Raw genomic sequence first — 25,821 nt, 5'->3', positions numbered from 1 at the left:
CCGCGGGCGTCACCATTAATGGGATGGTCCGCCCCGTCCTCCCGCAGCATCATCTGGGCAGTCACAACAAAGGAGGTGGCATGAAAGAGGGCCGCACCCGCGAGAGAACGGATCACTGAGATGCAGGTGATGATCGAGGGGCAGTCACACTTCCGGCCTTTCGGCTTACCTTATTGGGGTTCGCAAGATCTCAATAAGGGAGTTGGAAGCATGACTGCCTCTTATGATTACCATATCGGCGTGGACTACCACAAATCCTACAGTCATCTGGTGGTGCAGGACAGTAGCGGCAAGACGTTGCGCTCCGGCCGGGTGAAGAACGACCGCCAGTCGCTGGTCGGGTTTCTGGAACGCTATCATGAGAACTCGCATGCGGTTGTCGAAGCGACGCGCAACTGGATGGTGATGTACGACTGGCTCGACGACATCTGTGATGATGTCGTTCTCGCCCATCCGTTGAAGGTCAAAGCGATCGCCGACGCCAAGATCAAGACGGACAAGATCGACGCGACGGTGCTGGCGCATCTACTGCGGGCCGACCTGGTGCCGGAGGCCTGGGCACCCGGCGAACGAGCAAGGGAACTGCGCGTGGCCCTGCGTGAACGGATGTTTTACGTGCGGCTGCGCACGATGACCAAGAACCGCATCGTGACGGTGTTTGATCGCTATCCCGAGCAGACGGCACTGCTGAAGAAGCTCGGCGACCTGTTCGGCAAGGCCGGCCGCATCCAGCTGGCGCAGGTAAAGGTCTCGTCTATCGACCGCATCCAGATCGATCGCGGTCTCGACTTCATCGGCGACATCGACGTGCGCATCAAGCAGTCGCAATCAACGATCCGGGCGATGACCAAGGCCAATGCCAATGTGAAAACTGTTGAAGACGATCCCTGGCATCGGCGAGTTCTTCGCCCGGCTGATCGACGCGGAGATTGACAACATATCGCGGTTCCGCACGCCGAAGAAGCTTGCCGCCTATGCCGGGCTGGTGCCCTCGACCTATTCGAGTGGCGGCAAGACTTATCACGGCAAGATCATCAAGCAGGGCAACAAGTGGCTGCGCTGGGCTTTCGTCGAGGCGGTGACGCCTGCGATCGTCAGCGATGCGCAGCTTCGAGCCCAGTACGACCAGCTGAAGGTCAGAGGAACCAACAAGGCGCGTGTGGTGATCGCGCGCAAGCTTTTGACGATCGCCTTCCAGATCCTGCGTGACCAGCGCGCTTACGAGCCGCGCGGCACCAGCCAAGAGGAAGGCGCGTCGACGATATCCCGGCTGTCCTGATTGCGTGCTAGCGAGCCCGGCAGGACTGGGCTGCGCCTCTCAAGGAGAATGGGAAGCCGGGAGCCGAACGCCACTATGTGACCGAAGCCGTGTGCATCAAGTCGGCGCGCCGCAGACGATCGTCTTTGCCATTCAGCTTGAGGGTCATCCGGTCTTTTTCGAGATGCGGAAACACGCGAGTCGTGACCGCGTCGTAGAGCGGAGCCATGCGGACTGAGCTGAACTGCGCGTTGCCCGGCTCTGCGATTTTCAGCAGTGCCATGTTCTTCAGGTGCATGTCCCCATCGGCGATCAGCCAGGCGAATAAGGATCGCTTGAGGACAAGCAGGACGTCGTCTTCGGGGGAGGTCGATAGCGGTCTTAGTGCCCGCGCGATTCGCTCCATTGTGCCGTCGTATTTTGCTTCCGTGGGCACACCGAGCACTGAGCAAAAATCCTCAAGCGCCAAAAGACGCTTGTCGTCAAGGCTCGTTCTGATGTCGAACCGCTCGACGAGGAGCGCCGGAGGCATCCCGTCAGGCATGGGGACGAGCGCTGTCGCGGGCGTCTTGAAACCGGCCGCGCTGCCCAAAGCGAGCGACTGCCATTCGATCACTGGCAGGGCCTCGAATCCACCTGTACCGGCAGGCTTGAGGATGTGGGTGAACGGTTTGCCGGTACTGGGGGAGAGAGTACCGTCGGTATTGAGGAACATCGGCGCTTTGATCTGAATGCCCGATAAACGGGGCGTATCGGTACGCTCGAAAATCTGCGCCAGATTGCGTTCGAAACTCTGCTCTAAATCGCCGCGACCCGGCCCTGCATACTGGCCAGTGAAGACAGAGTTCCTAGTAAATCCATTGAGCCGGGTTAGCAGGATGTCGGGCGGCAGGGCGGAGAGATCGCTCGCATGCTCGACGATGTTGATGTTCGACATGTAGCGTTTGCCCGAGCGCAGCATCGCGCGCTCGTCGCGGTAGTTCAACACTGATTCAAGCCAGCCTTCAGGCAACAGCGACAGGATGAAAGGAGGCAGCTTCCCCGGCGTGGTCTGGCGAACAAGTGGCGGGCCATCCTGATCGTCTGGATTCCAGCGCCACTCAAAACCATCATGTGTAAGATTGCCGAGTGGAGCGCCGTGCCACGTTACTATCAGATCGAGCGCGGCTTCGTTGCGCGCAGGCTCCGCCGTCAGTGGACGGCGGAGGAGGAAGCGCTCGGCGTGCTCGCCTTCGCGATACCACTGGTTTGCGCGGGCAAGCGCCCATGTTGCGTCGGCAGCGCCTTGGGCGACGCCGTATTCTTCTATGAGGCGGTTCGCAATTGCCTCGCGCATCGTCTCTGCGAGGGCGAGCAGGCAGAAGTCGAGGCGTTCATTCTGCCACACCATAGTCGGATCCGCCACATGTAGGTCGGCGGAGTCCTTCAGCTATTGTTGAGCGCGAGATTATTCGTCGTCACGGGACGCCCGTGAGCCGCGGGCCAACGCTCATAATGGCGGGCTCGGCGGAAAGCAGCCTCTTCGCCGCTGCCCTGACCTGTTCGAGTGTCACCTGCTCGATGAGGGCCGGGCGGCGCTCGATGTAGTCTATACCGAGCTTGTCGAGCTGCAACTGGACGAGCGTGGCTGCAATCGAGCTGGAGGAACCCAGATTGTTTATGGCATAGGCGCCGGTGAGATCTTTCTTGCTCGCCTCGAGCTCGGCCTCGGTCGGACCCTCTTCCGCCATTTGCTTCACCACCTTGCGCATCAGGCTGAGCGTCTCGGCCGCCCTGTCGGCGCGCGTTGCCGTAGTGACGACGAGCGCGTTGGAATGCTGGTGGTCGACCAGAGCGGAGTCGACACCGTAGGTGAGGCCGCGCTTTTCGCGCACCTCCTCCCACAGACGCGACGTGAAGGGCGAGCCGCCGAGAATTTGGTTCATCAAGACCGCGGCGTAGAAGTCCGGCGCGCTGCGCTTGACGCCAGGCCAGGCCAGCTGCAGGGACGTCTGCGGCAGGTTATAGTTCACCTCTACCTGCTGGCCGAGCTTGGGATTAACATCGGCGACTGGGGCGAGGGTCTGCTTCTCAGGCAAATCGCCGAACAGCTGGTCGAGCTTTCCATTCAGTGTCTTCGCATCGATGTCACCGACCACCGCGACATGCAGGCCGTCGCGGGCGAAATTCCCCTTGTGAAAGGCGCTGAGATCGGCCGGCGTGATGCCAGCGAGGCTCTCTTTGGTACCTTCGCCCGGCCTCGAATAGGGATGCGAGCCATAGATCGCGCGCAGCCATTTGCGTTGGGCGAGCGTGTCGGGATCGCGCTCGTTGGCGATGATGCCGGACAGGATCTGAGCGCGGATGCGGTCGATCGGCGCCTGGTCGAAGCGCGGCTGGTTGACCGCCACGCGAAGCAGGTCGAAGGCGCCGTCGCGCTGCTCGGCCAGCATGCGCATCGAGCCATAGGTGCCGTCGCGCTGTGCCTCGAAGCTCATCTCGGCGCCGACATGATCAAGCTTGATCTGGAAGGCCTCGCTGTCGAGGTCGCCGGCGCCTTCGTCGAACAGGCCGCTCATCAGATTGGCAAGCCCTTCCTTGCCGGGCGGATCCTGCGTCGCGCCGCCATCGAAGACGAAGCGGATGGAAATGATCGGCACTGTATGGTCCTCCACCAGCCAGGCGTTGATGCCCTTTTCAGACGTCACCTCCTGGATCGTCATCGCCGCACGGGCGATGGGCGGCTGCATGAGGAAGAAAATGGCTAGGGGAAGCATGGCAAGCAGAGTAGCGAAGCGCGGGACCCTCCCTTTTTCAAAGAGAGAGGATAGGGCGCGTGCAACGACGCCGCGATGTTGGTTCGTCATCACATCAATTCTCCGTCTTGGGCAAGAGATAGCCGGTGGTCGAATGGTCGAGATTGAGATAGCGAGCAGCGACCGCCTTGACCTGGTCGGCGGTGACCTTGCGGATGCGGTCCGGCCATTGCTGAACGTCCTGGACGTTGCCGCCGGTGGCGAGCGTCGAGCCGTAGATGCTGGCCATGTCCTCCTGCTCGTCGCGGGCAAAGATCATCGAGCGGACGAAACGGTCCTTGGCTTTTTCCAGCTCGTCGCTGGTAACGCCCTCTTTCGCGATGCGGGCGATCTCGGCGTCGACCGCTGCCTGGACGTCGGCAAACTTGGCGTCGCCGCGCGGCGCGCCATAGACGGTGAAATTGGTGTCGTCGAGCATGGTGCCCTGGAAGAAGCCGCCGGCCGCCGCGGCAATGCCTTGCCTGACGACAAGCTCCTGATAGAGCCGGCTGCGGTTGCCGCCGCCGAGGATTTCGGACAGCACGTCGAGCGCTTCGGCTTCGCCGGGCTTTGCCGTGTGATAGGACGGAACCACCCATTGCGTGGTGAAGCTCGGCACGCTGACGCGCCCGTCGGTCAGCGTCACCGTACGCCTGGTGTTCTGCTCGGGCTCAACGGGGCGGATGCGGGGCGGCAGATCCGGGCCACGCGCGATCTTGCCATAGGTCTTTTCGGCTAGCGCCTCGACCGTTTCCGGTTCGACATCGCCGGCCACCACCAGCACGGCGTTATTGGGCGTGTAATATTTGTTGTAGAAAGCTATCGCGTCGGTGCGGTTCAGCTTCTCCATCTCCTGCATCCAGCCGATGACCGGAATGCGGTAGGGCTGGTTCTGCCACAATGCGGTGGCGACTTCCTCATCGAGAATCGATTCCGGAACGTTGTCGATCCTCAAGCGGCGCTCCTCCAGGATCACATCCCGCTCGGTGTTGATAACATCATCCGTGAGGGTGAGATTGCGCATGCGGTCAGCCTCGAAGCTCATCATCTGCTCCAGGGCCGAGGGCGCCACTCTTTGGTAGTAGGCAGTAAAGTCATAGGAAGTGAAGGCGTTGTGCGAGCCGCCGATCTCGGCCACCGCGCGGTTCAACTCGCCGGCGGCATGGTTGCTGGTCGCCTTGAACATCAGATGCTCGAAGAAATGGGCAATGCCGGACTTGCCTGGCGGCTCGTCGGCACTGCCGATCTTGTACCACACCATATGGGTGACGATCGGTGCGCGGTGATCGGGGATGACGACCACTTCCATGCCGTTGTCGAGCAGGAAAGTCGTCGCCTTGATGTCATCGGTGGTCGCTAGGACCGGAGCGGTGCTCACAAACGCTAGCGCGGTCGCAAAAAGCGTCCCGCGCAGCCAGCCGGACCGAAGGTTCAGCGATGGCTTAGCTTGTGGTGATCGGGCGATGGGCAAAGTTCGAGGCAAAGTGAGTTGTCTCCTATGTTGAGGGTGCTGCGTGCTCGTCCCACTTAGTAGTGGGAGAGAGTGGGGCGGTGGACAGCCCCGAGCCAGATGAGCCATCATGTTGCGAGGCCTGACTCGAGCGTCATCTTTGAGTGAATCAAGGTGAGGGGCATTCTTTGGTGGATGATCATCGGATGACTTCTCCTTAGTTTGTGAGGCGTTGCGGAATCGCGCACATACCGTGCCAAACGAGAAACTCGTCTCGGCAATGTGATTATCCGCAGTCTGCTATGTTGCGTATCCGACATTGTCGGACATCGGAGATCGCCGAATGGGAAGCGCGTGCCGCTTAACACGATGTCTTCCGCGTCATCGCCGGATGGGCGGTGACCGCCGGCAGCATGAGCGAAATTGCGGCGAGAAAGCGCAGAAACGCCCCCCGTTTGTCAGCTTCGCCTTCCAGCTAAATGTGCTGCTGCGGTCAAATCAGGACCCGCAGCAACCGCCATAGATCTACTTCGTTGATGCAATATACCTTGTCGCTGATGATGTAGACCTTGTCGGTGTCGTCTCGCATGGCGCCGATCTTTGTTCTGATGGCGGCTAGCCGAAGGACTTGCCGCAGGAGCATTTGTGCCGCACGTTGGGATTGTCGAAAACAAAGCCCGAGGACTTCAGGTCCGTGACGAAGTCAACGGTCATGCCGGTGAGATGGGGCTGGGAGCTTGCGTCGACGAACACCTTGATCCCGTCCGTCTCCATGACGGCATCCCCCTCGCGCAAGACGCTTTCCAGCCCCATCAGGTATTTGAAGCCGGCGCAGCCGCCCGCCTCGACCATGATGCGAAAGCCTTCCGCCGGTTCGTCGGCGCGGGAAAGCGCGGTCTTGATGGCGGCGACGGCGTCTTCAGTGAGTGTGATCATGGGATTATTTTCTGCTGATGCGTTCGCAAGCCACGCTGCACAGAACGTGCCAGAGAGAACAAATCCATAAAACAACGGTTTAGCGGATTTGGCCCCCAGTCTGACATCCAACAATTGTCGGATGTCGGACAGAGTGAAACCTTGCATACAGAAGCGGCATCGCACAAATAGCTAGCGTCGTCGCCTTAGCCAGCGTTTTCGATCATATGACCTTCATCAGTGTAAGGGTCTGAACACTTTAAGTCGTGCTGCGCTCCAAAAGCCACCTATCGTCACCACACGGTGCGGTGGCGCACACCGGGTGGTCGACAGCCGCATCGATCGCGCCTTCTCAAGACAGGCGCCACCGTTCTGCGTCGGCTCGTAGAGACCGAACGCCACTCGCGTGCTCGGCCCGTGGCCTGCAGGGCGGCCGCCATCTCGCGAGGCCGACTGAGGTATTGTAGATGCCGCCAAGCCAGGAGGTGGGCCAACGCGCTGGCTAGGGAACAATCACTGCCAAGGCGGCCACGGCTCCAGAGCCTTCATGCCGGCTTGACGCCCCGGCAGATGGCGCTGAGCGTCGCCACGACGGCTTTGCGGTCCTTCCGTGACACGGAATCAAGTAAACGGCGGATCAGGTGCACCATGCAGGTCAGAACTGTCGCCTAGGAAAGGTGCCGCCGATCGCCCCCTCTTGCCCAAGCAGTTCGCCAGCTTGCCGTCTTACCAGCCTCGCCAATCTCGTTGCGTTCTTGTTTAGGCGTTGCAACAGATCCTTCAAGGAAATTCACGGGATCTTTGCGACCGCAAATCGCTGTCAATGGTACTACGCTCACCACAACTTTCGAGTTCAGTGGCGGCAGAAATCTGGTGTCGTTTTATGGTCCGCTGCCGAACAGCATTTGCGAAGAGCGCGAAATGATCAAGCCAGCAGGACGAGGGTTCGGTTCTTCTATTTGGCGTCGTTCTGACCAATGATGATACTGGTCGATCGTCTAATGACAGCAGCACACCTTGATCGCCTTCGGATCCTGGGCCTTTGCGCGCATGCCGACCTGACTGTCTGCGAACTAGCGGAGATTCTCGATCTTCGTCGGGAGCGCGTTGCGCGACACGTCCGGATGCTCGCCAGAGCCGACTTTCTTTGCGGCAACGGACAACGTCCTTGGTCCTCATATCATCTCAATGCAGAGGGCAAGGACGGAGGGTTGGTTCAATTCTTGGTCGATCTCCTGCCCCACGACGATGGGTATCATAAGCGGGACCTGGAGCGGCTCGAGGCGGTGCAAGACGCCTGGGCGAAGGGGACTGCTGCTTGATCTTGAAAGATCTGCCCAGATGGGAGCGCGAAACTACCATGAAGAACTCCGCTGACGCAGCCATCGTAGACCCCGGCGCATACGGATCGTCTTCCTTGGTCCACGTCGATTGCCACGTTCACGAACTGCTTCTACGACAGAGGCGGCAGGAGCGAACGACGCTCAAACTCATCGCATCTGAGAACTTTGCCTCCTCAGCCGTGCTGGAAGCGACCGGCTCGATCTTCACGAATAAGTACGCCCAGGGGTATCCGGGTGAGCGCGACTACGAGGGAAACGAGATCCTCGATGAGCTTGAGACCCTCGCGATAGGGCGCTTGAAATCGCTGTTTGGCAGTGAACACGCCAACGTCCAGCCTTATTCCGGCTCGCCGGCCAATCAGGCCACCTATCGAGCACTGTTGAGTCCGGGAGACAAAGTGATGAGCTTGCCTCTCTCCGAGGGCGGCCATCCGACCCATGGTTGGGCCGGCAACTTCTCCGGCAGCGATTATCAACACGTCCCCTATGGGCTGCACGAACAGACGCAGCAAATTGACTATGACCGCTTGCGCGAGACAGCCAGGCGGGAACGGCCAAAACTCATTTGGGCCGGCGGAACTGCCTATCCGCGTGTCTTTGACTACGCGGCAATGGCAGAAATCGCTGCGGAGGCTAACTCCTATCTCGTGGCCGACATTGCGCACATCAGCGGCCTGATTGTCGCTGGAGCGCATCCGAATCCCGTGGCCCATTGCGACGTCGTCACCAGCACCTCTCACAAGTCGATCCGCGGCCCCCGTGGAGGCTTCATTTTGTCGAAGAATGAAGATCGGTATCAGGCGCTCTATCATCCCACGAGTAAGTACAATCTCGCCAGACGGATTGATCGCGCGGTGTTTCCTCAACTGCAAGGTGGGCCGCACATGAATATCATCGCCGCGCTAGCTGTTGCTTTGCAGGAAGCCGCGACCCCGTCTTTCCGTACCTACGGTCATCAGATGGTCAGGAATGCCAGGGCTCTGGCCGAGGCGCTTCTGGAGCGAGGTTATGAACTCGTCACCGGGGGCACTGACAATCACATGCTGATCCTTGATCTCCGGGACCGGCCGCTATCAGGCAAAGCCTATGCCGAGCGCTTATCGCGTGCCGGTATCATTGCGAATTTTAATATGGTCCCGGGCGACCAGCGGCATCCGGCGGTGACAAGCGGAATCCGCTTGGGGTCGCCGGCAGTGACGTCCATGGGCATGCGTGAGGGGGAAATGGTGCAGATCGCCGCTTTCATTGACTCGGTCTGCCGCCAGCCCGACGACCAGAAAGTTCATGCGAGCGTACGAAGAGACGTTGCCGACTTCTGCACTGCGTTCGGTGTCCCCGGCATCACCGACCGGTAAGCCACCCTAATCCAGAAACATCCCAGCTAACTCCAACACCTGAAGCGAGGGCATTCCATGACCAGACAGTTCGTGTTCTCTTCCGAATCCGTCGGCGCTGGACACCCGGATAAGTTGGCAGACAACATATCGGATGCCATCCTGGATGCCGTCCTTCGCGAGGATCCTAAGGCGCGCGTCGCTTGTGAGGCATTGGTAAAGACGTGTGAAACGTTGGTGAAGACAGGGATGGTCGTTCTGGCTGGCGAGATCACCAGCCACGCGGAGATCGACTACAGCCAAGTTGCCCGCGATACGATACTCGATATTGGGTACGACGACGATGCCATCGGCTTTGATGGTCGACGTTGCGCCGTCGTTCTGGCTCTCACCGAGCAGTCGCCCGACATAAGCCAGGGCGTTGACGAAGGACGAGGGCAGGATCTCGAGCAGGGGGCGGGGGATCAGGGGTTGATGTTTGGGTTCGCATGCAGCGAGACCGAAACACTGATGCCCTTGCCGATCCAACTCGCCCACCGTTTGACGAAAAGACAGGCCGAGGTCCGGAAAGCGGGACAGCTTGGCTGGCTGCGTCCGGACGTAAAGTCTCAAGTGTCCGTACGCTACGAGGGTTTCCGCCCGGTGGCGCTGGATACCATAGTCCTGTCGACGCAGCATGACGAGGCGGTCTCACAAGCCACGGTCCGCGAAGGCGTCATTGAGCAGATCATAAAACCGGTGCTGCCGACCCACCTGGATACTTCGGGGATCAGATTTCTGGTCAACCCAACAGGGCGGTTCGTGGTCGGTGGGCCCGCCGGCGACTGCGGCCTCACCGGACGCAAGATCATCGTCGATACCTACGGTGGAATGGGGCGTCACGGCGGCGGCGCCTTTTCGGGCAAGGACCCATCCAAGGTTGACCGCTCGGCGGCCTATGCCGCCCGGTATGTCGCGAAGAATATCGTTGCCAGCGGCCTTGCAGAGGTCTGCGAGGTCCAGCTTGCTTACGCGATCGGCGTGGCTGCGCCGGTGTCTATCCTCGTCAATACTTTCGGAACCGCAAAGATCGAGGAAAAAAGGATCGAGCGCCTTGTTCTTGAGCTGTTCGATCTCCGACCGAAAGGCATCATCAAAATGCTTGATCTCTTACGCCCGATATATCGCAAGACCGCGACATACGGACACTTCGGCCGTGAAGAGCCTGAGTTCACCTGGGAGAAGACGGACAGAGCCGACGACTTGCTGCGTGAAGCAGGACCGGCAGCTGCGTGATGGCCGCTGGATCAAGCGCATTCGGCAACCCATTTCAACTCGCGGACCCGCCCGCGCCCGGCGTGGCAGAAAGCCGGTGGGTTTTTGGCGGAGACATGAATTGATGCCGGACTATGACGTGCTTTGTATCGGAAATGCCATCGTCGACATCATCGCCCAGTGCGACGAGGCGTTCCTGGAGACCAACGGCATCATCAAGGGCGCGATGAATTTGATCGATACGAGGCGCGCGGAACTGCTCTACAGCCGCATGGGCCCGGCCATTGAAGCCTCGGGCGGCAGCGCCGGCAACACGGCGGCGGGCGTCGCCTCCTTCGGCGGTCGCGCCGCCTTCTTCGGCAAGGTCTGCAACGACGCGCTCGGCGAAATCTACGCGCATGACATCCATGCCCAAGGCGTCGCCTTCGACACAAAACCGCTCAATGGCGAACCGCCGACGGCGCGCTCGATGATCTTCGTCACGCCGGACGGCGAGCGCTCGATGAATACCTATCTCGGCGCTTGCGTCGAGCTCGGCCCGGAGGATGTCGAGGCGGACAAGGCGTCGGGCGCCGCGGTTACCTATTTCGAGGGCTATCTATGGGACCCGCCGCGCGCCAAGGAAGCGTTCCGGCAGACGGCGAAGTTCGCCCATGCCGCCGGGCGCGAAGTGTCGATGACCTTGTCGGACTCGTTCTGTGTCGATCGCTACCGTGACGAGTTCCTCGATCTGATGCGCTCCGGCACCGTCGACATCGTCTTTGCCAACAGCCACGAGATCAAGTCGCTCTACCAGACCGCGTCCTTCGACGAGGCGCTGGCGCAGATCCGCAAGGATTGCAAGATCGCCGCCGTCACCCGTTCGGAAAAAGGCTCGGTCATCGTGCGCGGGCACGAGACCGTCACCATCGAGGCGACCGGGATCCGCGAGCTGGTCGACACCACAGGCGCCGGCGACCTTTACGCCGCCGGCTTCCTCTACGGCTACACGCAAGGCCGCAGCCTGAAGCAGTGCGGCGATCTCGGCTCGCTGGCAGCCGGGCTGGTCATCCAGCAAATCGGCCCAAGGCCACGCCAGAACCTGCGCCGCGAGGCCGAGCAGGCGGGGTTTGATCTAGCCGGCCGATGTTGCGAGGAGCTGCCCGTCTCGCCTCGTGCAGGCTCCAGCAGCTCGACCTGTCGCATGTATTGCTCACCCGCCATCGCCAACTCGTGTGGCAACAGGTCAAGTCGCTAGACCCGCGCCCCCGGCCGCACGCGGCATGCACTTCGAGATCATCCTGACGGCTGTGTGATCGACACGGACGGTTTGAACCGGAAAGGCGACAAAAAATGCGCTACGACATCGTCATAATCGGCGGAGCCATCGTCGGCTCCTCGGTCGCCTATTATCTGCGCGAGGAGGGGTTTTCGGGCTCGATCGCGCTTGTCGAGCGCGACCCGCAATTCGCGCGTGCGGCGACGACGCTGTCCCTGGCCTCGATCCGTCAGCAATTCTCGATCCCGCAGAACATCCGCCTGTCGCAGTTCACGCTGAAACTGTTCCGGCGGCTCAGGGAAGAGTTTGGCCCGGACGCCGATATTGGCTTTCGCGAAGGCGGCTATCTCATCCTTGCCGGCGAGAACGGGCTGCCGATCCTGCGGGCCAACCACGAGGCGCAGATGGCTGAGGGCGCCGACATCGTGCTCGAGGATGCCGAGACGCTCGTCCGCCGTTTTCCGTGGCTGTCGGTCGAGGGCATTTCCGCCGGCGCCTATGGCCGCAGCGGCGAAGGCTGGTTCGACGCGCATGCGATGCTGATGCTGTTCCGCAAGGCACTGCGAACGAAGCACATCGACTTTATCACGGCGTCGGTGACCGGCATCGAGCGGCAGGGTGAGCGCGTCGCCGGTGTGACCCTCGACAATGGCGAGCGGTTCGAGGCCGGCATCGTCGTCAATGCCGCCGGGCCGAATGCCTGCAAGGTGGCAGCAATGGCCGGACTGGTGCTGCCGGTGGAGCCGCGCAAGCGCAATATCTTCGTTTTCGAGGCGGGCGAGAAATATGACGACATGCCGCTGCTGGTCGACCCAAGCGGCATCTATGTCCGGCCGGAGGGCTCGGTCTACATCACCGGCGGCGCCGAGCCGGAAGAGGGCGAAGGACCAGCCGATCCCGCCGACTTCGACCCCGACTGGCCGCTGTTCGAAGAGGTGATCTGGCCGGTGCTGGCGACCCGCATTCCAGCATTCGAGGCGCTCAAGCCGACGCGCGCCTGGGTCGGCCATTACGACTACAACACGCTCGACCAGAACGCGGTGATCGGCCCACACCCGGAGGTCGGTAATTTCCTCTTCGCCAACGGTTTTTCCGGCCACGGCTTGCAGCAGGCTCCGGCCGTTGGCAAGGCGCTGGCCGAGCTGATCGTGCATGGCGGCTTTCGCACTGTGGATTGCTCGGCATTCGGGTACAGCCGGGTTGCTGAGGGGCGGGCGTTTCGGGAGCTGAATGTGATCTGACGGAACCGCGGCGATCGCTTCGCGATTTTTGATGCTGGCGGGACAGAGGTCGCGCGAAAGATGCGACAGGCGGTGCCGCGGTACAAAGGCGTAGAGCTAAATGCGTTGAATCTGGACCGAAATCGAGCCTCAGACAAAGAAAAGCCCGCTGCCGGGAGGAGGTGGCAGCGGGCTCTATTTCGAATGAGACGCGGGAGGAGGTGCGCCCCAATCAGCGTCGGCACGACATCTGGGAGGAGTAGATGGCCGACAACATGATCATACCGATAGCCGCGGATATTGCAATGCACAATTTTCATATCGCAAGTGCGAAATGATGCCGCATCCGCTTGGTCGATCCTGAAAAAGTGCGGTCAGGCTGCGACTTTCTTGCGGGCACGCTTGGCAGGTGCCGGCGTTCCCGGTTCCTTCGGCTTGCGGCCCAGACCCATGGTCTTGGCCAATGCCGAGCGCGCCGCAGCGTAGTTCGGCGCCACCATGGGATAGTCCGCCGGCAGCTCCCATTTCGCGCGATATTCGTCAGGCGTAAGGCCATAGTGGGTAGCCAGGTGACGCTTGAGCGACTTGAACTTCTTACCGTCCTCAAGGCTGACAATGTAATCGGGTGTAACCGATTTTCTGATCGGTACGGCAGGCTTGAGAGCTTCCGGCTTTTCTGGTGCGGCACCACCAGCAGTGCCTGTCAATGCGACGTGGATCTGGCCGATAAGCCCAGGCAGCTCACCGACGGGAACCGGATTATTCGAAACATAGGCTGAGACGACATGGGCGGTGAGTTCGATGAGGCTGTCACCTTTGCTCTCAGTTTCTTCGGTCATGAAAACGCTCCTGCGGGCTTACACTAGGCGGTGGGGAATCAATTCATAGCTTAATAGTGACGACAGCGTTTTATGGCAACCAAGCCATTGCAAGATCTGTTGGCGGAACGCTACACAGCCGGCCGCAGTCGCGGATCTCCCTCTTGAACCGTCATCGTCCTGACAACACACTGTGCCATAGTCGCCGCGTCGATGCGGGCGCCTCCTCACGCAAACGGCTATTTGGAAGGTTGGTAGGAACGAATGAACGCTAAGGCTTTCAGCAGCCCCCTTTTTGTGAAGCGCGCAACGCACCTCATCCAAGAGATTGCCGGCCTTGCGGATGCAATCGATTTTCTCAATGAATGGCCGGAAGATCGCAGAGACCTGATCCACGAAGCCGCCCTGAGGGCATGCTACGATGCATACGACGGGCGCAAGCCGGTAAGCACGGCGCGCAATGCATTTTTCGGCTTTGCGAAACGGGTCGCCATATTGGAAGATCCAACCTCCGCGATGCAGTGGATCGCCGCCTGCAGATCGGGCAGTGGAAAAGTGCAGGTGTAGAGTTCGACGACATGTTTGAGACTGGCGCGAGGCGCGTCAAAGAGTGCAGTATGTCCAGCTTTCACAGCTAGACCACGCGAATGAGCAGCCGGAACCCGTTTGCGGCCCGGCGGGTGTGGCTGGCCGAGCAGCTTCACGACAAGATCCTCTTTCTGACGAAGACGGGAATTCGTCCTGACGAGGCCGCTAGTATCAGCGATCCGCCGCCGGGACCAGCCGCACCAGCTCCACAGTCAAATCGTCCATTTTGCTCGCTTTATGTTTTTGGCTGAGTGTTGATGGCCGATGCACGTCCGTAGAGCGTGACACCCCGCGAAGGTGCGTTGACCTTAGAATATGCCCTTCCGTTGCCGACGCCCCTATCCGAAGAGACCCAGCATGTACGAGCCGTTCGAGGCGCAGATCAAGGGATGGCTCGAGGAAGACCCGGCGCTCTCGGCAGCAAGTGTGTTGCAACGCCTGACAAAGATCGACCCCTCGCGCTTTAAGGAAAAGAACCTGAGAATGGTGCAATGGCTTGTGAAGGTCTGGCGCATGGAAATGGCTGGGCTGGTCATCCTCGATAGCGGTTGGTTGAAGAGCTGGCCGCTATCTCCCTCCGCCGCGACGGATTGGAGAAAGGGCCCACGTCGGCCCTATCGCGTTCGGTAACATTCCTCGGTGAGGCAATAGGGGGCAGTTTCTCAATTCGCCCGACACCTCAGTGGCGCTCAAGACGATTGCCGGCTGTTCAGGCCCTCGGCGAGCTGCAATTTGTTTGTCACCCAAGATTTGCGCGGTCAGACAATTGGGTGAAGCCAAGGGTTCTGGTCATTGAAGATTGCGGATTAGAATGCCCCAAAGTAGCTCAGCGCCGCCTTCCTGCGTCAGTTTGACATTCCGGTTGCCGCCAAGAGCTGACGCCATGCCAAGGCTTTTTAGAAAAAGTCCTTGATTATCATTATCGACGCTCAGCTGCTCATTGAAACCATTGCCGTGATCAGAATTTGAATAGGCGATCCCCTTTCCCATTACGCTGCCAAGAGAGATCGAGCAGCGGGATAACTCCTTACCGGCCCGGTAAACGGCTGCGGAGAATTTGTTCTGATCTATGACGCGAAAGCTGGTGTCGATGCCGTCGTTGCGGGCCTTCAGCTCATCAAGTGAGTTCCTGAAGTAACTCAATATGTACTCGAAGCTCGCTTCCAAAAAGCGATCACGGTCACGATCAGTGAAGACCTTCGGGAGACTAAGATTGCTGGAACGCGGGCCTTGCGCAGGACTGAGATGCGCTGCAGCGGGCGCGTTACGTACCGGCGCGGGATTGAGGATGGCGGGTTTTGCCCCCTCAAGCGCTTTGCGAATGGCAACTGTCACGCTCTGGAATGCCTCGTCAATGTCAGGATAGCTTTTTACAGGCTTGCCGTCGGTTGGTGCCGCGAGCAGCTTGCCGAACGGCGCGGCATGCCAGTCGCAGTGCCTCAGGATGACTGGAATGACCCGTGCCTCGCCAGCTCGATGGCGCTCCATGGCACGGCCCATCTCGATGTCGTAACAGTAGTCTGAGGCCAAGAAGTCCGGACTGACCAGTAACAAGATAACGTCAGCGTCCTCGAGATGACGGTCGATCTCCTTGCTGAACTCGTCCCCCGCCGCGATACGTCGATCATGCCAAGTCTCTATTAGGCCTTGGCGCTGGAGCATCTTCAGCCCAACCTCCAGCCGGTTTCGAAGCTCCTCATCCTTGTGCGAGTACGAAAAAAATAGCTTTGCCACTTCAAATGCTCTCCCTTGGCTAAACTATGCTGCTGGCTCTGGTTCATGTGAGCGCAAAACGACCTTTAACAGATAAAGTGCTGTTTCCGGGAGGCCAGAAAATTTCTAACTCACCGAGTTATGCGTCTATCGCATGACCACCATGCAAAAATGACGTTGCCTACCGAGCAGTGAACAGCTTATTGTTGAGTATCTGGCTAGAAATGTCGCTGCGAGTGGCAAACAGTGTCCGGGGCGTTTGCGAATGCGCAAACAAAAAAGCAGCGGCGATAAAATAAGCAGCCGGATAACGTGCCGCTCACGTTCCCCAAAATCTTGCAATTGTCCTTAGTCCTGCGCGCATTGCGTGTCGGTTTGGCTGTTAGATTGAGAGGTGTGACATGAGCCACGGAGACTTTCACGCGAATTCCATATCCGCCGCCCACCACAGTGCGCTGGTCGTAAAATTGTCGGTGACGTTCATGGCCGTGTTGGCCATTTTTAGCGGGCTTGCATTTTTCGCTGGGCTTTACATTGCCACAACAGACTTCGGCAGAAGCGCAGTGAAGGCGGGCTGGCTTCTAACCTGCTCGATCAGACTCTTCGGTTTGTCATTCTTTTTAGTATTGGGTTCAACGATTTTACTCGTAATTTACAGCTTCAAAAGCTGGAGAGACCATAGAGAGGCGATCTCTAAAGAGGCTTCGTTTGCTGAAGCCCTAAATAAGACTTTTGGGGGGTTCGGAGCAGTGTTCGTCGTGACATGCTCGTTGCTGTGTATGCTAGCCGGAGCTGTGTGTATGACCGTCTTGGTTCAAAACGGGTAGTAGACAAGGAAAGGGTGCACCGGTATGAGCGCCCTTTCTGGGGTTTAGTTGGCGAAGTGTAACAATAGGCAGTAAAACAACGCCGGGCTGACGACAAACAGAGCGATGATGACGCCTACGAGTTGAGCCTCTGATCTTAAAAAGTACTCGATGAGCCGTTGGGACATGGGTCCTCTTGCGGGAAGAAATACTTCAAAACATCGACTTGTTTTCAAATGTTTCCGAATCGGATGATAAAAGCGATTGCTCAACCGATATGCTTAAAGCATCGCTCCCTAATTCTCCGTCGCTGCGGTAAATTCCATGTTAACCGGCCCACACATTCGGGGAGCGGCCCAGCAAGGGATGCGCACCGAACCTCAGCTTTGAGGCGGGGACTGGCGGCCGCAGATCGTGACGAAAACGGAACTGCCCCATGCGGCGCGAGGAACGTAGGTGATGGAGTAGTTATGACTGTTGGTCGTCGGGCCGAACCAGAAGGAGGGAGAGGCGCTTTTGCCGATGTCCTGATCCGGCTGTTTCGGCGTTATCTCCGGCATCACAACCCTCATCAGGGTGTCGCTTTTCGCCTGTCTGCCATAGGGAAATCGTCATGGCTACCGTTCAGACATACAGCATGGGGGATCGGGATGTGGAATCCTGAAAGGCGGGGCTGGTTCCTCAGCGACTTATGTCTCTCCAGCCTTACAGGCCCACCCGATCGCAGCTCGTACAGAAAAGAGGGTGCTCGACCGAACTGAAGGGCGCATCCTTGCCGTAGCGCCGGATCAGCGGACGGAGAACCTGATCCCCGTTAGATTACACTTTCGCTGCCGGAAATGTCACCCACGGACGCCACGGCACGTGAGGCTTGCCCCTTCATCACGTCGCTGGCATGCAGCTTGCGGTCGAAGCGGAGACCCGAAGCGCCCTCGATTTCGGTGAGTGGAGCTTGGTTGCGCTTGAAACGCCCTGGCCCAAAGCGTTCGATTCCGAAACGGGTCACGACGTCCTGTTGGCTAACGTAAAGCCGAAGACCCGTAGGCCTTTGTTACCCTCTGTTTCGCGCACGCATACAATTTTGAAGAAACGGATGGGGTACGGGATCGGCCCTTTTCCGAAGTCTGCCTCGGGATCATCGCTGGCGAGAATGGGACCAGCAATAATGCACGCTCTCGTGTCGTCGCCCTGTGGCACGCCGACTACAACACCGCGCGGCCGCACTCCCAAATCGCCTGGCAGACCCCGGCCGAGTTCGCCAGCACCTTCAATCCGCGACGGTCGCTCGCGCTGCGCTATGCCAAAGGCTCCGCGCCAGCGCCCGTCGCTTCACCCGCCCAGCAGGGCACAACCCAGGCCGGAAACGAACTCAAAACTGGATAGAAACTGGGGGCAACGTCACCCTTGGCCGGTGAGCATCAGCGAGATCGCAATCCGCTTCAGGTCGTAGAGCTGGAAATACTCGGGGACGCCGGGGAGGGCCTTGAACCTGTCCAGTCCCTTGCGAAAGTTGTCGCGGGGCTGGGTCATGTCCGTATGTGACGGGAACAGCAACTTGCTCTCGGGCCAGCGGTCGCGTTGGGCCTGCACCATCCCGGCAACCCTGGCGTGGATTGGCACCGATCGGTAGGCATACTCATAGAGCGAGCGCGACAGCTTGATCCCCTTGGTGTTGTGTTTGTGCCATACGAGCTTGTCCAAATCAAAGTGATCGAATTCCGCCTTGGACAGGTCGCTGGGGCGCGCCATGGTCAGGAACAGGATGCCCATGTAGTTGCAGAGTTCCTGCATCTGGTCGTTGGCGGTGACCAGCCAAGCCTTGCGCAGCGCCATGTCGCGCTTGGCACGGCCTTCGAGGTGGTCGACTTCCGGCAGCACCTCCACTGCCGGATAGAAGACATGGGCCGCTATCTGCCGGATTTGTAAACAGAAGGTCGGGAGTTCAATCCTCTCTGCCGGCACCATGGATTTCAGTGGTTTAGGTAGATAGCCCCGTCAAGACCTGTCGCCATGGAACATTCATGTAACCGCGCGCTGCCAGCTACCAAAGCGCACGCACCTTTTTTTGTCGGAGGCCCAGAAACAGGCAATCGGCACCCCGCCGCTTCCGATTTCGGCTTGCAAGTATTCACAACCTTGAAGTTTTTTGCGGACGCCAGATACTCATCAGATTATAAAAGGGTACACCGGGGGGCGCTGCTTACGATTATGGACGATCTCTTTGCGATAAAATGTACTTGCTCAGTTCCAGAGCGTTTGGCCGTTTTCGGTCACATCGGCGGAAATCGAATAATTCAAGTCGCCCATCCCGCGCGACAAGTTGTTGCAACACTCCAACAAGGACAGGTGATACGCGGGCGAACATCTTGGCGTGCCGTCTCGCCGGAATTGGGCTCGATCGCAATCGTCGACTACGACACAGCTTCACTTTTGGGTTGCGACGCGGTCTTAAAAATCCCGGACATTTCTTCCTCCTTGGCCGTCACACAGGCACTAGAGGCTGGCACGGGCATCTGGATCGGGCCTAAGCCAAGGAAGCTAGGGCTGGGGCAGCCCGGACGTGATGCTGTTACCGCATCCTGGAAAGATCGGTTCAATCTGATCAGCGAGGAGTATGAGGGGAACCGACGCACGCGGGTGGGCCTGCGGCCGCCTCAGGTCGGAGCTATCTATGCAGTAAAGGCCCATTGGAGTGTTTCTACCCTGCCTGCGACGCTTGTCTTGCCAACCGGAGCTGGCAAGACCGATACTATGGCGGCGCTATTGGTTTCCGAGCAGATCCCGCGGCTTTTGGTAATCGTCCCGTCTGACCCTCTCCGCCGGCAAATTGGTTTGAAGTTCGCCCAGCTCGACGTTTTGAAGACGGCGGGTTTAGTGCCGAGTGACCTACGCCACCCTTCAGTGGCCATCCTCTCTAGAGGGCTCAAGACTGCCCAGCAAATCGATGAGCTTGTGGCTGAGTCCAATGTGGTCGTGACCACAATGAGTCTGCTGACAAAGATGTCGGAGGAGCTAAGAGCTCATTTAGCCGCATCCATGAGTCATCTGTTTGTTGATGAGGCGCATCATGTCGGCGCCAACACCTGGCGCGACTTCAAAGCCTTGTTCAGCGGCAAAGCGATTCTTCAATTTACAGCGACGCCGTTTCGCAATGACGGCCGCCGTCTCGATGGGAAATTCATTTACGTCTATCCCCTGCGACGCGCCCAGAAAGACAAGCTCTTCACATCAATAACCTATGTGCCGATCCATGGACACGGGGAGAGCGATACCGATCGGCAAATCGCGCTTCGCGTAAAAAACCAACTGCTGGAAGACGAGGCGAAAGGGTACAAACACTTGGCGATGGCCCGGACGGGCTCAGTCAATCACGCCACAGCGTTGCATCAGGTTTATCTTGCGATAGCTCCCGAAGCCGTCCCCACACTGATCCACAGTGACATGTCGAGCTTGCAAAGGGCCGCTGCACTTACGGAGCTACGCTCGGGCCGCTCACGGATTATAGTCTGTGTCGATATGCTGGGGGAGGGCTTCGATCTGCCTGATCTCAAGATTGCCGGGCTCCATGACAAGCATAAGAGCGAGTCTGTCACGCTTCAATTCATCGGGCGTTTTACGCGGTCGCGCCAGGATCTAGGCACCGCCACTGTCATCGCCAATGTCCAGGCTGGGGATACGGCAAGCAGCCTCAATGCGCTCTTTGCCGAGGACGCCGACTGGAACCATATTCTGGCGGTCATCGGCCACAACCGCACCGAACGCGAACGCCGCCGTGAAGATCTGTTTGGGGGCTTCCCCGATGCCGCAATCGAAACGTTTCCGCTGGAGACGATCGAGCCGCGTTTCAGCACCGTGATATACCGGACCACCTGTACGGAGTGGGACCCCAAAGGTGTAGAGCTAAGCTCCGGGCCTTGGTCGACAATCGTGGAGCCTCCGGCAATTAATGCGGAGAGCCGCCTTGTTCTCTTCGTAAGGCGTGATGAAGAACGGCTACGCTGGACGTCAGTCAAAGCCGTTCGCAACGTCAGCTACAATCTGGTTATGGCCCATTGGGACCCGGATCTCGCTTTACTGTTCATACACGGCTCAGATCTCGCCGATCTGCACACGGAGTTGGCCAAGGCGCTGGCCGGCGACAGCGTCCAGCGGATAACAGGCGAACAGGTCTTCCGGGCCCTTTATGGGTTCCGCCGCCTGATGTTGACAAGTCTGGGGCTTAGCGAAACGCAAAGAAAACCGGTGCGCTATTCGCAATTCATGGGATCGGATATCGCCGATCAACTGGATACGCTTCCGGGGAACCGGTCGCGGACTAAGACCAATCTGTTCGGGCTTGGCTACGTTGACGTACAGGAAGTTGACGAAAATGGCGGCATTATCGGTACCCACCCCGCCAAGGAAACAATCGGATGCTCACAGAAAGGCAAGTTTTGGTCGTATCAGTCGTCTAACAGTTTTTCGGAATGGATCGATTGGTGCCACGATATTGGGCGCAAGGTCCTGAATGATAACATCACACCGGAAACGATTCTTCGAAACGTCGTTCGCCCCAAGCGGTTGACGGCGGTTCCATCAGCCAAAATTGCCATAGGCATCGCTTGGCCTGAGACCTTTCTCGAGGCCGCGGAGGACCGAGTCGACCTTATCATCGAAGGGCAATCGGTCCCGCTCTATAACTGCGAAATTGAGCTCGACGAATTTGCGGTCACCGACGTGATCAAGTTTAGGGTCTCGAGCGGCGAACTAAGCTCCCATTTCGAACTTCGGATTGGAGCTAGTGGCGCCTTGTTTACGCAGAAGGCAGGCCAGGATGTTCAGGTGGTTAGGGGCCGGGCGCGCAAGGAGAAGCCGCTCGTTGAACTATTCCATGAGGACCCCCCACATATTTACTTTGCCGACGGTGATACCCTCGTGGCACCGGATATTTTGGAACTATCGAAAGATACGGAATTTCAGGCCTTTGATCCGGAAAAAATCCTTCCAAAGGATTGGTCCGGGGTTGATATCAGGGCGGAATCCCAAGGCCCCACAAAACGTACCGACACTGTTCAGGGCCGCGTTGTTGACATGTTGCGAAACAGCGACATTCCATACGACATGATTTTCGACGATGACGGGGCTGGCGAAGTGGCCGACGTTGTCGCAATCCGGCGCTCCGGCCGAACATTGATCATCGACCTCTTTCACTGCAAATATTCCTCTGGAAAATTGCCCGGCGCACGAGTCGAAGACCTGTACGAGGTCTGTGGCCAGGCTCAGAAGTCCGTACGCTGGGCTGAGCGATTCACGAAGTTGTTGGACCATCTGCGTCGGCGAGAGCTCAACCGCAATTCTGCCGGAAAACCCACCCGATTCGAGCGCGGAAGCCTTGCTATTCTGATGACTTTCATCAGTCAGAGCCATGAGCTGCATGCTGAGTTTTCGGTAACGCTTGTTCAGCCGGGTTACTCTCGCGCAAAGGTCGTACCGGCGCACCTAGAGCTCTTTGCAGCGACCGCTGCATATCTGATGGAGACTTGGCGAATCCCGCTGCGAATATTTGCGAGCGCTTGATCTTGGGGCAGGCTCGGCGAAATAGCGATTGCCATCCCGGCTGGTGATTCTTCCTTAGGAGATTATTGGAAGCGGTGGGTGAACGACCGGTAGGCTTCATTCGCCGTACGCCTCGTTCCTGTCTTCGATCAGTTGAGCAAACCAGTTCTCAATTCCTTCAAGGTAGTCTGCCAGTTGCTCCATACCGGTTGCGAAAGTCCGGATATTGATCAGCTTGAGGGCCGGTCCGCCATTTGGCGCGGTCCGAACGGGCATCCGCCATGAGCCAGCCAACCCCGCACTTTTCGCGATGGCTTCCTAGTCCGGCGCCGGATGTTCGATCATCAAAACACAAGGGGCCCGCGGGCCTAGCTGCGGCCGCTCGGCATCGCCCACCGTCTCGTTTCTGGCCGGGCTCATTTAATACCCAAGTCCATTTCGATCGCCCGCTAACGCCGGCCTCTGGAACAGCTGACTTCGACACGCCATAACAAGGGCCTCAGCCAGGCCAGGATTGTCGAGGCGCTTCGTCACCGGCAGCTCGATTGCCTTGGGTGCGCCGGATAGACTCCCCAAGATTGCCCCGGTGTGTGGCGTTGCCGCTCACCGCCGGCGAGTGGCACCGAGCCCTACGCCCTCTGCGCTTTTTCCCGAATTGCGCGTGCCGCAGCCACCATGTTCATCAGGGCAGGGCGGATCTCCTCCCATCTGCGCGTTTTGAGACCGCAGTCGGGATTCACCCACAGTTGGCCATCCAACAATCGATCACGCGCAAGCATGATGAGGTTGGATATCTCGCCCACTTCCGGGACCCGCGGCGAGTGAATGTCATAGACGCCAGGACCGATCTCGTTCGGATACTTGAAGGTTCGAAACGTATCGAGCAGTTCCATCTGCGAGCGCGAGGTTTCAATGGAGATCACATCGGCATCCATTGCGACAATCGCGTCCACGATATCGCCGAACTCGGAGTAGCACATATGGGTGTGGATCTGGGTCGCATCGCCGACCGCCGTTGAAGCCAGCCGGAAGGATTCGACGGCCCAGTCGAGGTAGGCCTGCCAGTCGGCCTCGCGCAGCGGCAAGCCCTCGCGCAGTGCGGCTTCGTCGATCTGAATCATCTTGGCGCCGGCGTTTTCGAGGTCGCTCACTTCATCGCGAATTGCGAGCGCGACCTGGCGGCAGACGGCTGAGCGCGGAAGATCGTCTCGGACGAAGGACCAGTTGAGGATCGTCACCGGTCCGGTAAGCATGCCCTTCACCGGCTTCGGCGTCAGCGACTGGGCATATCGCCACCAGTGTAGTGTCATCGGATTTTGTCGCGACACATCGCCAATGATGATTGGGGGTCGCACAAAGCGCGAGCCATAGCTCTGCACCCACCCGTGTTGCGTGAAGGCGAAGCCGCAGAGCTGCTCGGCGAAATACTGCACCATATCATTGCGCTCGAATTCGCCGTGGACCAGCACGTCGAGTCCGATCTCTTCTTGCCAGCGAACGGCGGCTTCTATCTCTTTCTTCAGGAACGCCTCATAGTCGACGTAACTCAGCTCGCCTTTAGCATGAGCTGCCCGCGCCTTGCGAACCTCGGCTGTTTGCGGGAAGGAGCCGATCGTCGTGGTGGGGAAGGAAGGCAAGCCAAACGTGTCGGCCTGAAGCTTGGAGCGCGCGGCGAATGCGCTCTTCCGGCGCGTCATGCCGACCTTGATGCTGGCGACCCGGCCTTCGACGAGCGGATCATGCACCTTCGCGGATGCCGCACGAACTGCGGCAGCCTCAGCCGACGCCTCCAGTTCGGCGGCAACCGCGTCCCGGCCTTCGGCCAAGGCACGGGCGAGCACGACCAGCTCGTCGGTCTTTTGCGCCGCGAAGGCGAGCCACGACCTCACATCCGCATCGAGTGCCGTCTCCATGTCCAGGTCGATCGGCACATGCAGCATCGAGCAGGATGGGGCGATCTCCACGCGGTCCAGCGGCCAGCCGGCGACGATCGGCTTGATGCGGTCAAGTATGGCAGGCAGGTGCGCGCGCCAGACGTTGCGGCCGTCGATCAGCCCGAGCGAGAGCACAAGTTCCTTCTGCGCGATTCGGCTGACGGTCTCCAACTGCTCTGGAGCGCGCACAAGATCGACGTGCAGTCCCGCCACGGGCAGAGAAATTGCGGTCTCGAGATTGTCTCCCAGCGATCCGAAATAGGTGGCGACCATGATCTTCAACTCGGGTGCTGCTTTCGACAGCCGGCAGTACGCGAATTGGAGCGCATTCCGTTCGTTGGGAGTCAGATCGAGCACGAGCGCCGGCTCATCGATCTGCACCCAATCGGCTCCCGCGAGCTTCAGCCTCTGCAGGAGCTCCCCATAGACGGGCAGCAGCCGTGGCAGGAGCGCGATAGGGGTGAAACCTTCCTCAGGTGACTTCGCCAACTTGAGAAAGGTAACCGGTCCAAGCAGGACCGGGCGAGTGTGGATGCCGAGCGCCTTGGCCTCGAGGAAGTGATCGACCGGTTTCGCCGACGAGAGGGCAAAGCTCTGATCGTCCGTGAGTTCCGGCACAATGTAGTGATAGTTGGTGTCGAACCATTTGGTCATTTCCATCGCGGCAAGGCCATGCCCGTTGGCCGCATACTCGTCACCGGCATGTCCACAATCCGCGGCCTGACCTTGGTTGCCGCGCGCCATGGCGAAATAGATATCGAGTGGGACCTCGCCGTCAGTCCAGGCGGTATCGCGCCGGCACGGCGCCGACCATGGCGACGGTGTCGAGCACATGGTCATAAACCGAGAAATCGTTCGACGGGATTTTCGACACGCCGTCATCGTGCTGCTCTCTCCAGCTAGCGGCGCGTAGCGCCTTCGCCGTCGCGAGCAGGTCGGAAGCGGGAGATTTTCCGGACCAGTAGCTTTCAAGCGCGAATTTCAGTTCCCGCCGTCGACCGATACGCGGCACCCCTAGCGTTGCCACAGGAATTTGTTGAGAGACAGTCATGCTATACCCCGATGGTTGGGGCGTGGGGACAAGGAAGGCGCGAGTAGGCGGCACGAAGCCGGGCTAACCGCGACCACCGAGACACCCCGCCCGTGGACGTTGTTCGTCGTGGCAGGTCTCCTGGCTCGCGGGTCAAAGCCTCTGCCCGTCTTCCCGAGGCCGTTCGCCTCAGTGACATCAATGGACTTGGCTCGCCGCTAACAGTTGCGGGGGCAGCGCCGGCATCGCACCGGCTTCCCTCTTAGCTCCGCTACGGCAGTGCCGCGCGGAGAACCACGACATGCGCACAATCACAGCCGCTTCGGTCATTGTCAATACCATATAACGAGATGTTTATGTCATTATGCGAATAATGCCATTGCGCTGATGGGTCTCTTTCAACCCAAAGTCGCATACGCGGTGGGCAGCCCGAGTTCGGCGACGATCGGCGCGGCGGCTCGCTCCGGCAGGAGATAGCTGTCGAAACGCCGATAGGCGGAAGATCGCTCGACCCAGACATCGCTCGAACGCAGCTTGTTACGCAAGTGAGCCAGTATCGCGGTCTCGTCGAGCCCCCGGCAGGGCCGGGCG

17 protein-coding genes, 5 pseudogenes and 1 riboswitch are annotated in these 25,821 nt (G+C 59.2%); of the genes and pseudogenes, 10 read left to right on the top strand and 12 right to left on the bottom strand.

The annotated features are described in order from the left end of the window. Positions 1-210 precede the first annotated feature (210 nt). Positions 211-1,279: pseudogene (locus AC0L2Y_RS26770) on the top strand (IS110 family RNA-guided transposase). 82 nt (positions 1,280-1,361) lie between these two features. Here the strand turns inward: AC0L2Y_RS26770 and AC0L2Y_RS26765 are convergent. The 5 genes and pseudogenes from AC0L2Y_RS26765 to AC0L2Y_RS26745 all read right to left on the bottom strand — a co-directional run. Further along, positions 1,362-2,609, bottom strand: a pseudogene (locus AC0L2Y_RS26765) (type II toxin-antitoxin system HipA family toxin); the annotation flags it as partial. A 106-nt stretch (positions 2,610-2,715) separates the two neighbouring features. Next, complete coding sequence (locus AC0L2Y_RS26760; RefSeq protein WP_473560592.1) at positions 2,716-4,104, bottom strand: M16 family metallopeptidase; 1,389 nt, start codon at positions 4,102-4,104, stop codon at positions 2,716-2,718. Positions 4,105-4,108: 4 nt separating this feature from the next. Further along, on the bottom strand, positions 4,109-5,614 hold the full coding sequence (locus tag AC0L2Y_RS26755; RefSeq protein ID WP_473560591.1) for a M16 family metallopeptidase: 1,506 nt from the start codon (positions 5,612-5,614) through the stop codon (positions 4,109-4,111). Between the two features lie 483 nt (positions 5,615-6,097). After that, positions 6,098-6,418 carry a HesB/IscA family protein gene (locus AC0L2Y_RS26750; protein WP_473560590.1) on the bottom strand — a complete coding sequence of 107 codons (321 nt, stop codon included), beginning with the start codon at positions 6,416-6,418 and terminating at the stop codon, positions 6,098-6,100. A 524-nt stretch (positions 6,419-6,942) separates the two neighbouring features. After that, a complete protein-coding gene (locus tag AC0L2Y_RS26745; RefSeq protein WP_473560617.1) occupies positions 6,943-7,056 on the bottom strand; it encodes a transposase in 114 nt (37 codons plus the stop codon). A gap of 318 nt (positions 7,057-7,374) precedes the next feature. Between AC0L2Y_RS26745 and AC0L2Y_RS26740 the strand changes: the two genes are divergently transcribed. The 5 genes and pseudogenes from AC0L2Y_RS26740 (at position 7,375) to AC0L2Y_RS26720 (ending at position 12,827) form a co-directional block, all read left to right on the top strand. After that, entirely contained in the window at positions 7,375-7,719 is a 345-nt protein-coding gene (locus tag AC0L2Y_RS26740; protein ID WP_473560589.1) for an ArsR/SmtB family transcription factor, read from the top strand. 38 nt (positions 7,720-7,757) lie between these two features. Beyond that, complete coding sequence (locus AC0L2Y_RS26735; protein ID WP_473560615.1) at positions 7,758-9,095, top strand: serine hydroxymethyltransferase; 1,338 nt, start codon at positions 7,758-7,760, stop codon at positions 9,093-9,095. Positions 9,096-9,152: 57 nt separating this feature from the next. Then, a complete protein-coding gene (gene metK, locus AC0L2Y_RS26730; RefSeq protein WP_473560587.1) occupies positions 9,153-10,349 on the top strand; it encodes a methionine adenosyltransferase in 1,197 nt (398 codons plus the stop codon). 103 nt (positions 10,350-10,452) lie between these two features. Continuing rightward, a pseudogene (locus AC0L2Y_RS26725) lies at positions 10,453-11,436 on the top strand (adenosine kinase); the annotation flags it as partial. 224 nt (positions 11,437-11,660) lie between these two features. Further along, the gene (locus tag AC0L2Y_RS26720; protein ID WP_473560585.1) at positions 11,661-12,827 is read left to right on the top strand and encodes an NAD(P)/FAD-dependent oxidoreductase; all 1,167 of its coding nucleotides are present in this window, start codon (positions 11,661-11,663) and stop codon (positions 12,825-12,827) included. 353 nt (positions 12,828-13,180) lie between these two features. Here AC0L2Y_RS26720 and AC0L2Y_RS26715 read toward each other — a convergent pair whose 3' ends face one another. Next, positions 13,181-13,645: a Ros/MucR family transcriptional regulator gene (locus AC0L2Y_RS26715; protein WP_473560584.1), complete on the bottom strand. Its 465-nt coding sequence runs from the start codon at positions 13,643-13,645 to the stop codon at positions 13,181-13,183. A gap of 243 nt (positions 13,646-13,888) precedes the next feature. Between AC0L2Y_RS26715 and AC0L2Y_RS26710 the strand changes: the two genes are divergently transcribed. Next, a complete protein-coding gene (locus AC0L2Y_RS26710; RefSeq protein ID WP_473560582.1) occupies positions 13,889-14,191 on the top strand; it encodes a DUF982 domain-containing protein in 303 nt (100 codons plus the stop codon). Positions 14,192-14,569: 378 nt separating this feature from the next. After that, positions 14,570-14,842 carry a hypothetical protein gene (locus AC0L2Y_RS26705; RefSeq protein WP_473560580.1) on the top strand — a complete coding sequence of 91 codons (273 nt, stop codon included), beginning with the start codon at positions 14,570-14,572 and terminating at the stop codon, positions 14,840-14,842. 159 nt (positions 14,843-15,001) lie between these two features. On the opposite strand, the gene AC0L2Y_RS26700 is transcribed toward AC0L2Y_RS26705, so the two are convergent. Then, positions 15,002-15,946, bottom strand: coding sequence for a toll/interleukin-1 receptor domain-containing protein (locus AC0L2Y_RS26700; protein WP_473560578.1), 945 nt, complete (start codon positions 15,944-15,946; stop codon positions 15,002-15,004). A 380-nt stretch (positions 15,947-16,326) separates the two neighbouring features. Here AC0L2Y_RS26700 and AC0L2Y_RS26695 point away from each other — a divergent pair, with 380 nt between their 5' ends. Next, positions 16,327-16,752 carry a hypothetical protein gene (locus tag AC0L2Y_RS26695; RefSeq protein ID WP_473560576.1) on the top strand — a complete coding sequence of 142 codons (426 nt, stop codon included), beginning with the start codon at positions 16,327-16,329 and terminating at the stop codon, positions 16,750-16,752. A gap of 359 nt (positions 16,753-17,111) precedes the next feature. Here AC0L2Y_RS26695 and AC0L2Y_RS26690 read toward each other — a convergent pair whose 3' ends face one another. Both AC0L2Y_RS26690 and AC0L2Y_RS26685 read right to left on the bottom strand, forming a co-directional pair. Then, positions 17,112-17,291: a hypothetical protein gene (locus tag AC0L2Y_RS26690; protein WP_473560574.1), complete on the bottom strand. Its 180-nt coding sequence runs from the start codon at positions 17,289-17,291 to the stop codon at positions 17,112-17,114. An 838-nt stretch (positions 17,292-18,129) separates the two neighbouring features. After that, positions 18,130-18,696, bottom strand: coding sequence for a site-specific integrase (locus AC0L2Y_RS26685; protein WP_473560573.1), 567 nt, complete (start codon positions 18,694-18,696; stop codon positions 18,130-18,132). Between the two features lie 243 nt (positions 18,697-18,939). Between AC0L2Y_RS26685 and AC0L2Y_RS26680 the strand changes: the two genes are divergently transcribed. Then, positions 18,940-22,287, top strand: coding sequence for a DEAD/DEAH box helicase (locus tag AC0L2Y_RS26680; protein ID WP_473560571.1), 3,348 nt, complete (start codon positions 18,940-18,942; stop codon positions 22,285-22,287). A gap of 96 nt (positions 22,288-22,383) precedes the next feature. On the opposite strand, the gene AC0L2Y_RS26675 is transcribed toward AC0L2Y_RS26680, so the two are convergent. The 3 genes and pseudogenes from AC0L2Y_RS26675 to AC0L2Y_RS26665 all read right to left on the bottom strand — a co-directional run. Beyond that, a complete protein-coding gene (locus AC0L2Y_RS26675) occupies positions 22,384-22,542 on the bottom strand; it encodes a hypothetical protein (RefSeq protein WP_473560569.1) in 159 nt (52 codons plus the stop codon). A 353-nt stretch (positions 22,543-22,895) separates the two neighbouring features. Continuing rightward, positions 22,896-25,227: pseudogene (gene metE, locus AC0L2Y_RS26670) on the bottom strand (5-methyltetrahydropteroyltriglutamate--homocysteine S-methyltransferase). 117 nt (positions 25,228-25,344) lie between these two features. Then, positions 25,345-25,544, bottom strand: a riboswitch (cobalamin riboswitch). Positions 25,545-25,631: 87 nt separating this feature from the next. Beyond that, a pseudogene (locus tag AC0L2Y_RS26665) lies at positions 25,632-25,817 on the bottom strand (hypothetical protein); the annotation flags it as partial. Between the last annotated feature and the right edge of the window lie 4 nt (positions 25,818-25,821).

The sequence above is a fragment of the Mesorhizobium sp. WSM4830 genome, assembly GCF_055811495.1.
Note: the sequence above shows the minus strand (reverse complement) of the source record. Positions and strands in the feature narration are given on the sequence as shown.

Excerpts from the sequence above, each read along its gene's own strand:
- AC0L2Y_RS26695 (WP_473560576.1), top strand. The coding sequence starts at position 16,327 with ATGAGCCACGGAGACTTTCACGCGAATTCCATATCCGCCGCCCACCAC.
- AC0L2Y_RS26685 (WP_473560573.1), bottom strand. The coding sequence starts at position 18,696 with ATGGTGCCGGCAGAGAGGATTGAACTCCCGACCTTCTGTTTACAAATC.
- AC0L2Y_RS26715 (WP_473560584.1), bottom strand. The coding sequence starts at position 13,645 with ATGACCGAAGAAACTGAGAGCAAAGGTGACAGCCTCATCGAACTCACC.
- AC0L2Y_RS26755 (WP_473560591.1), bottom strand. The coding sequence starts at position 5,614 with ATGATGGCTCATCTGGCTCGGGGCTGTCCACCGCCCCACTCTCTCCCA.
- AC0L2Y_RS26750 (WP_473560590.1), bottom strand. The coding sequence starts at position 6,418 with ATGATCACACTCACTGAAGACGCCGTCGCCGCCATCAAGACCGCGCTT.
- AC0L2Y_RS26675 (WP_473560569.1), bottom strand. The coding sequence starts at position 22,542 with ATGCCCGTTCGGACCGCGCCAAATGGCGGACCGGCCCTCAAGCTGATC.
- AC0L2Y_RS26735 (WP_473560615.1), top strand. The coding sequence starts at position 7,758 with ATGAAGAACTCCGCTGACGCAGCCATCGTAGACCCCGGCGCATACGGA.
- AC0L2Y_RS26705 (WP_473560580.1), top strand. The coding sequence starts at position 14,570 with ATGTACGAGCCGTTCGAGGCGCAGATCAAGGGATGGCTCGAGGAAGAC.
- AC0L2Y_RS26710 (WP_473560582.1), top strand. The coding sequence starts at position 13,889 with ATGAACGCTAAGGCTTTCAGCAGCCCCCTTTTTGTGAAGCGCGCAACG.
- metK (WP_473560587.1), top strand. The coding sequence starts at position 9,153 with ATGACCAGACAGTTCGTGTTCTCTTCCGAATCCGTCGGCGCTGGACAC.
- AC0L2Y_RS26690 (WP_473560574.1), bottom strand. The coding sequence starts at position 17,291 with ATGCCGGAGATAACGCCGAAACAGCCGGATCAGGACATCGGCAAAAGC.
- AC0L2Y_RS26740 (WP_473560589.1), top strand. The coding sequence starts at position 7,375 with ATGATGATACTGGTCGATCGTCTAATGACAGCAGCACACCTTGATCGC.
- AC0L2Y_RS26680 (WP_473560571.1), top strand. The coding sequence starts at position 18,940 with ATGGACGATCTCTTTGCGATAAAATGTACTTGCTCAGTTCCAGAGCGT.
- AC0L2Y_RS26760 (WP_473560592.1), bottom strand. The coding sequence starts at position 4,104 with ATGACGAACCAACATCGCGGCGTCGTTGCACGCGCCCTATCCTCTCTC.
- AC0L2Y_RS26720 (WP_473560585.1), top strand. The coding sequence starts at position 11,661 with ATGCGCTACGACATCGTCATAATCGGCGGAGCCATCGTCGGCTCCTCG.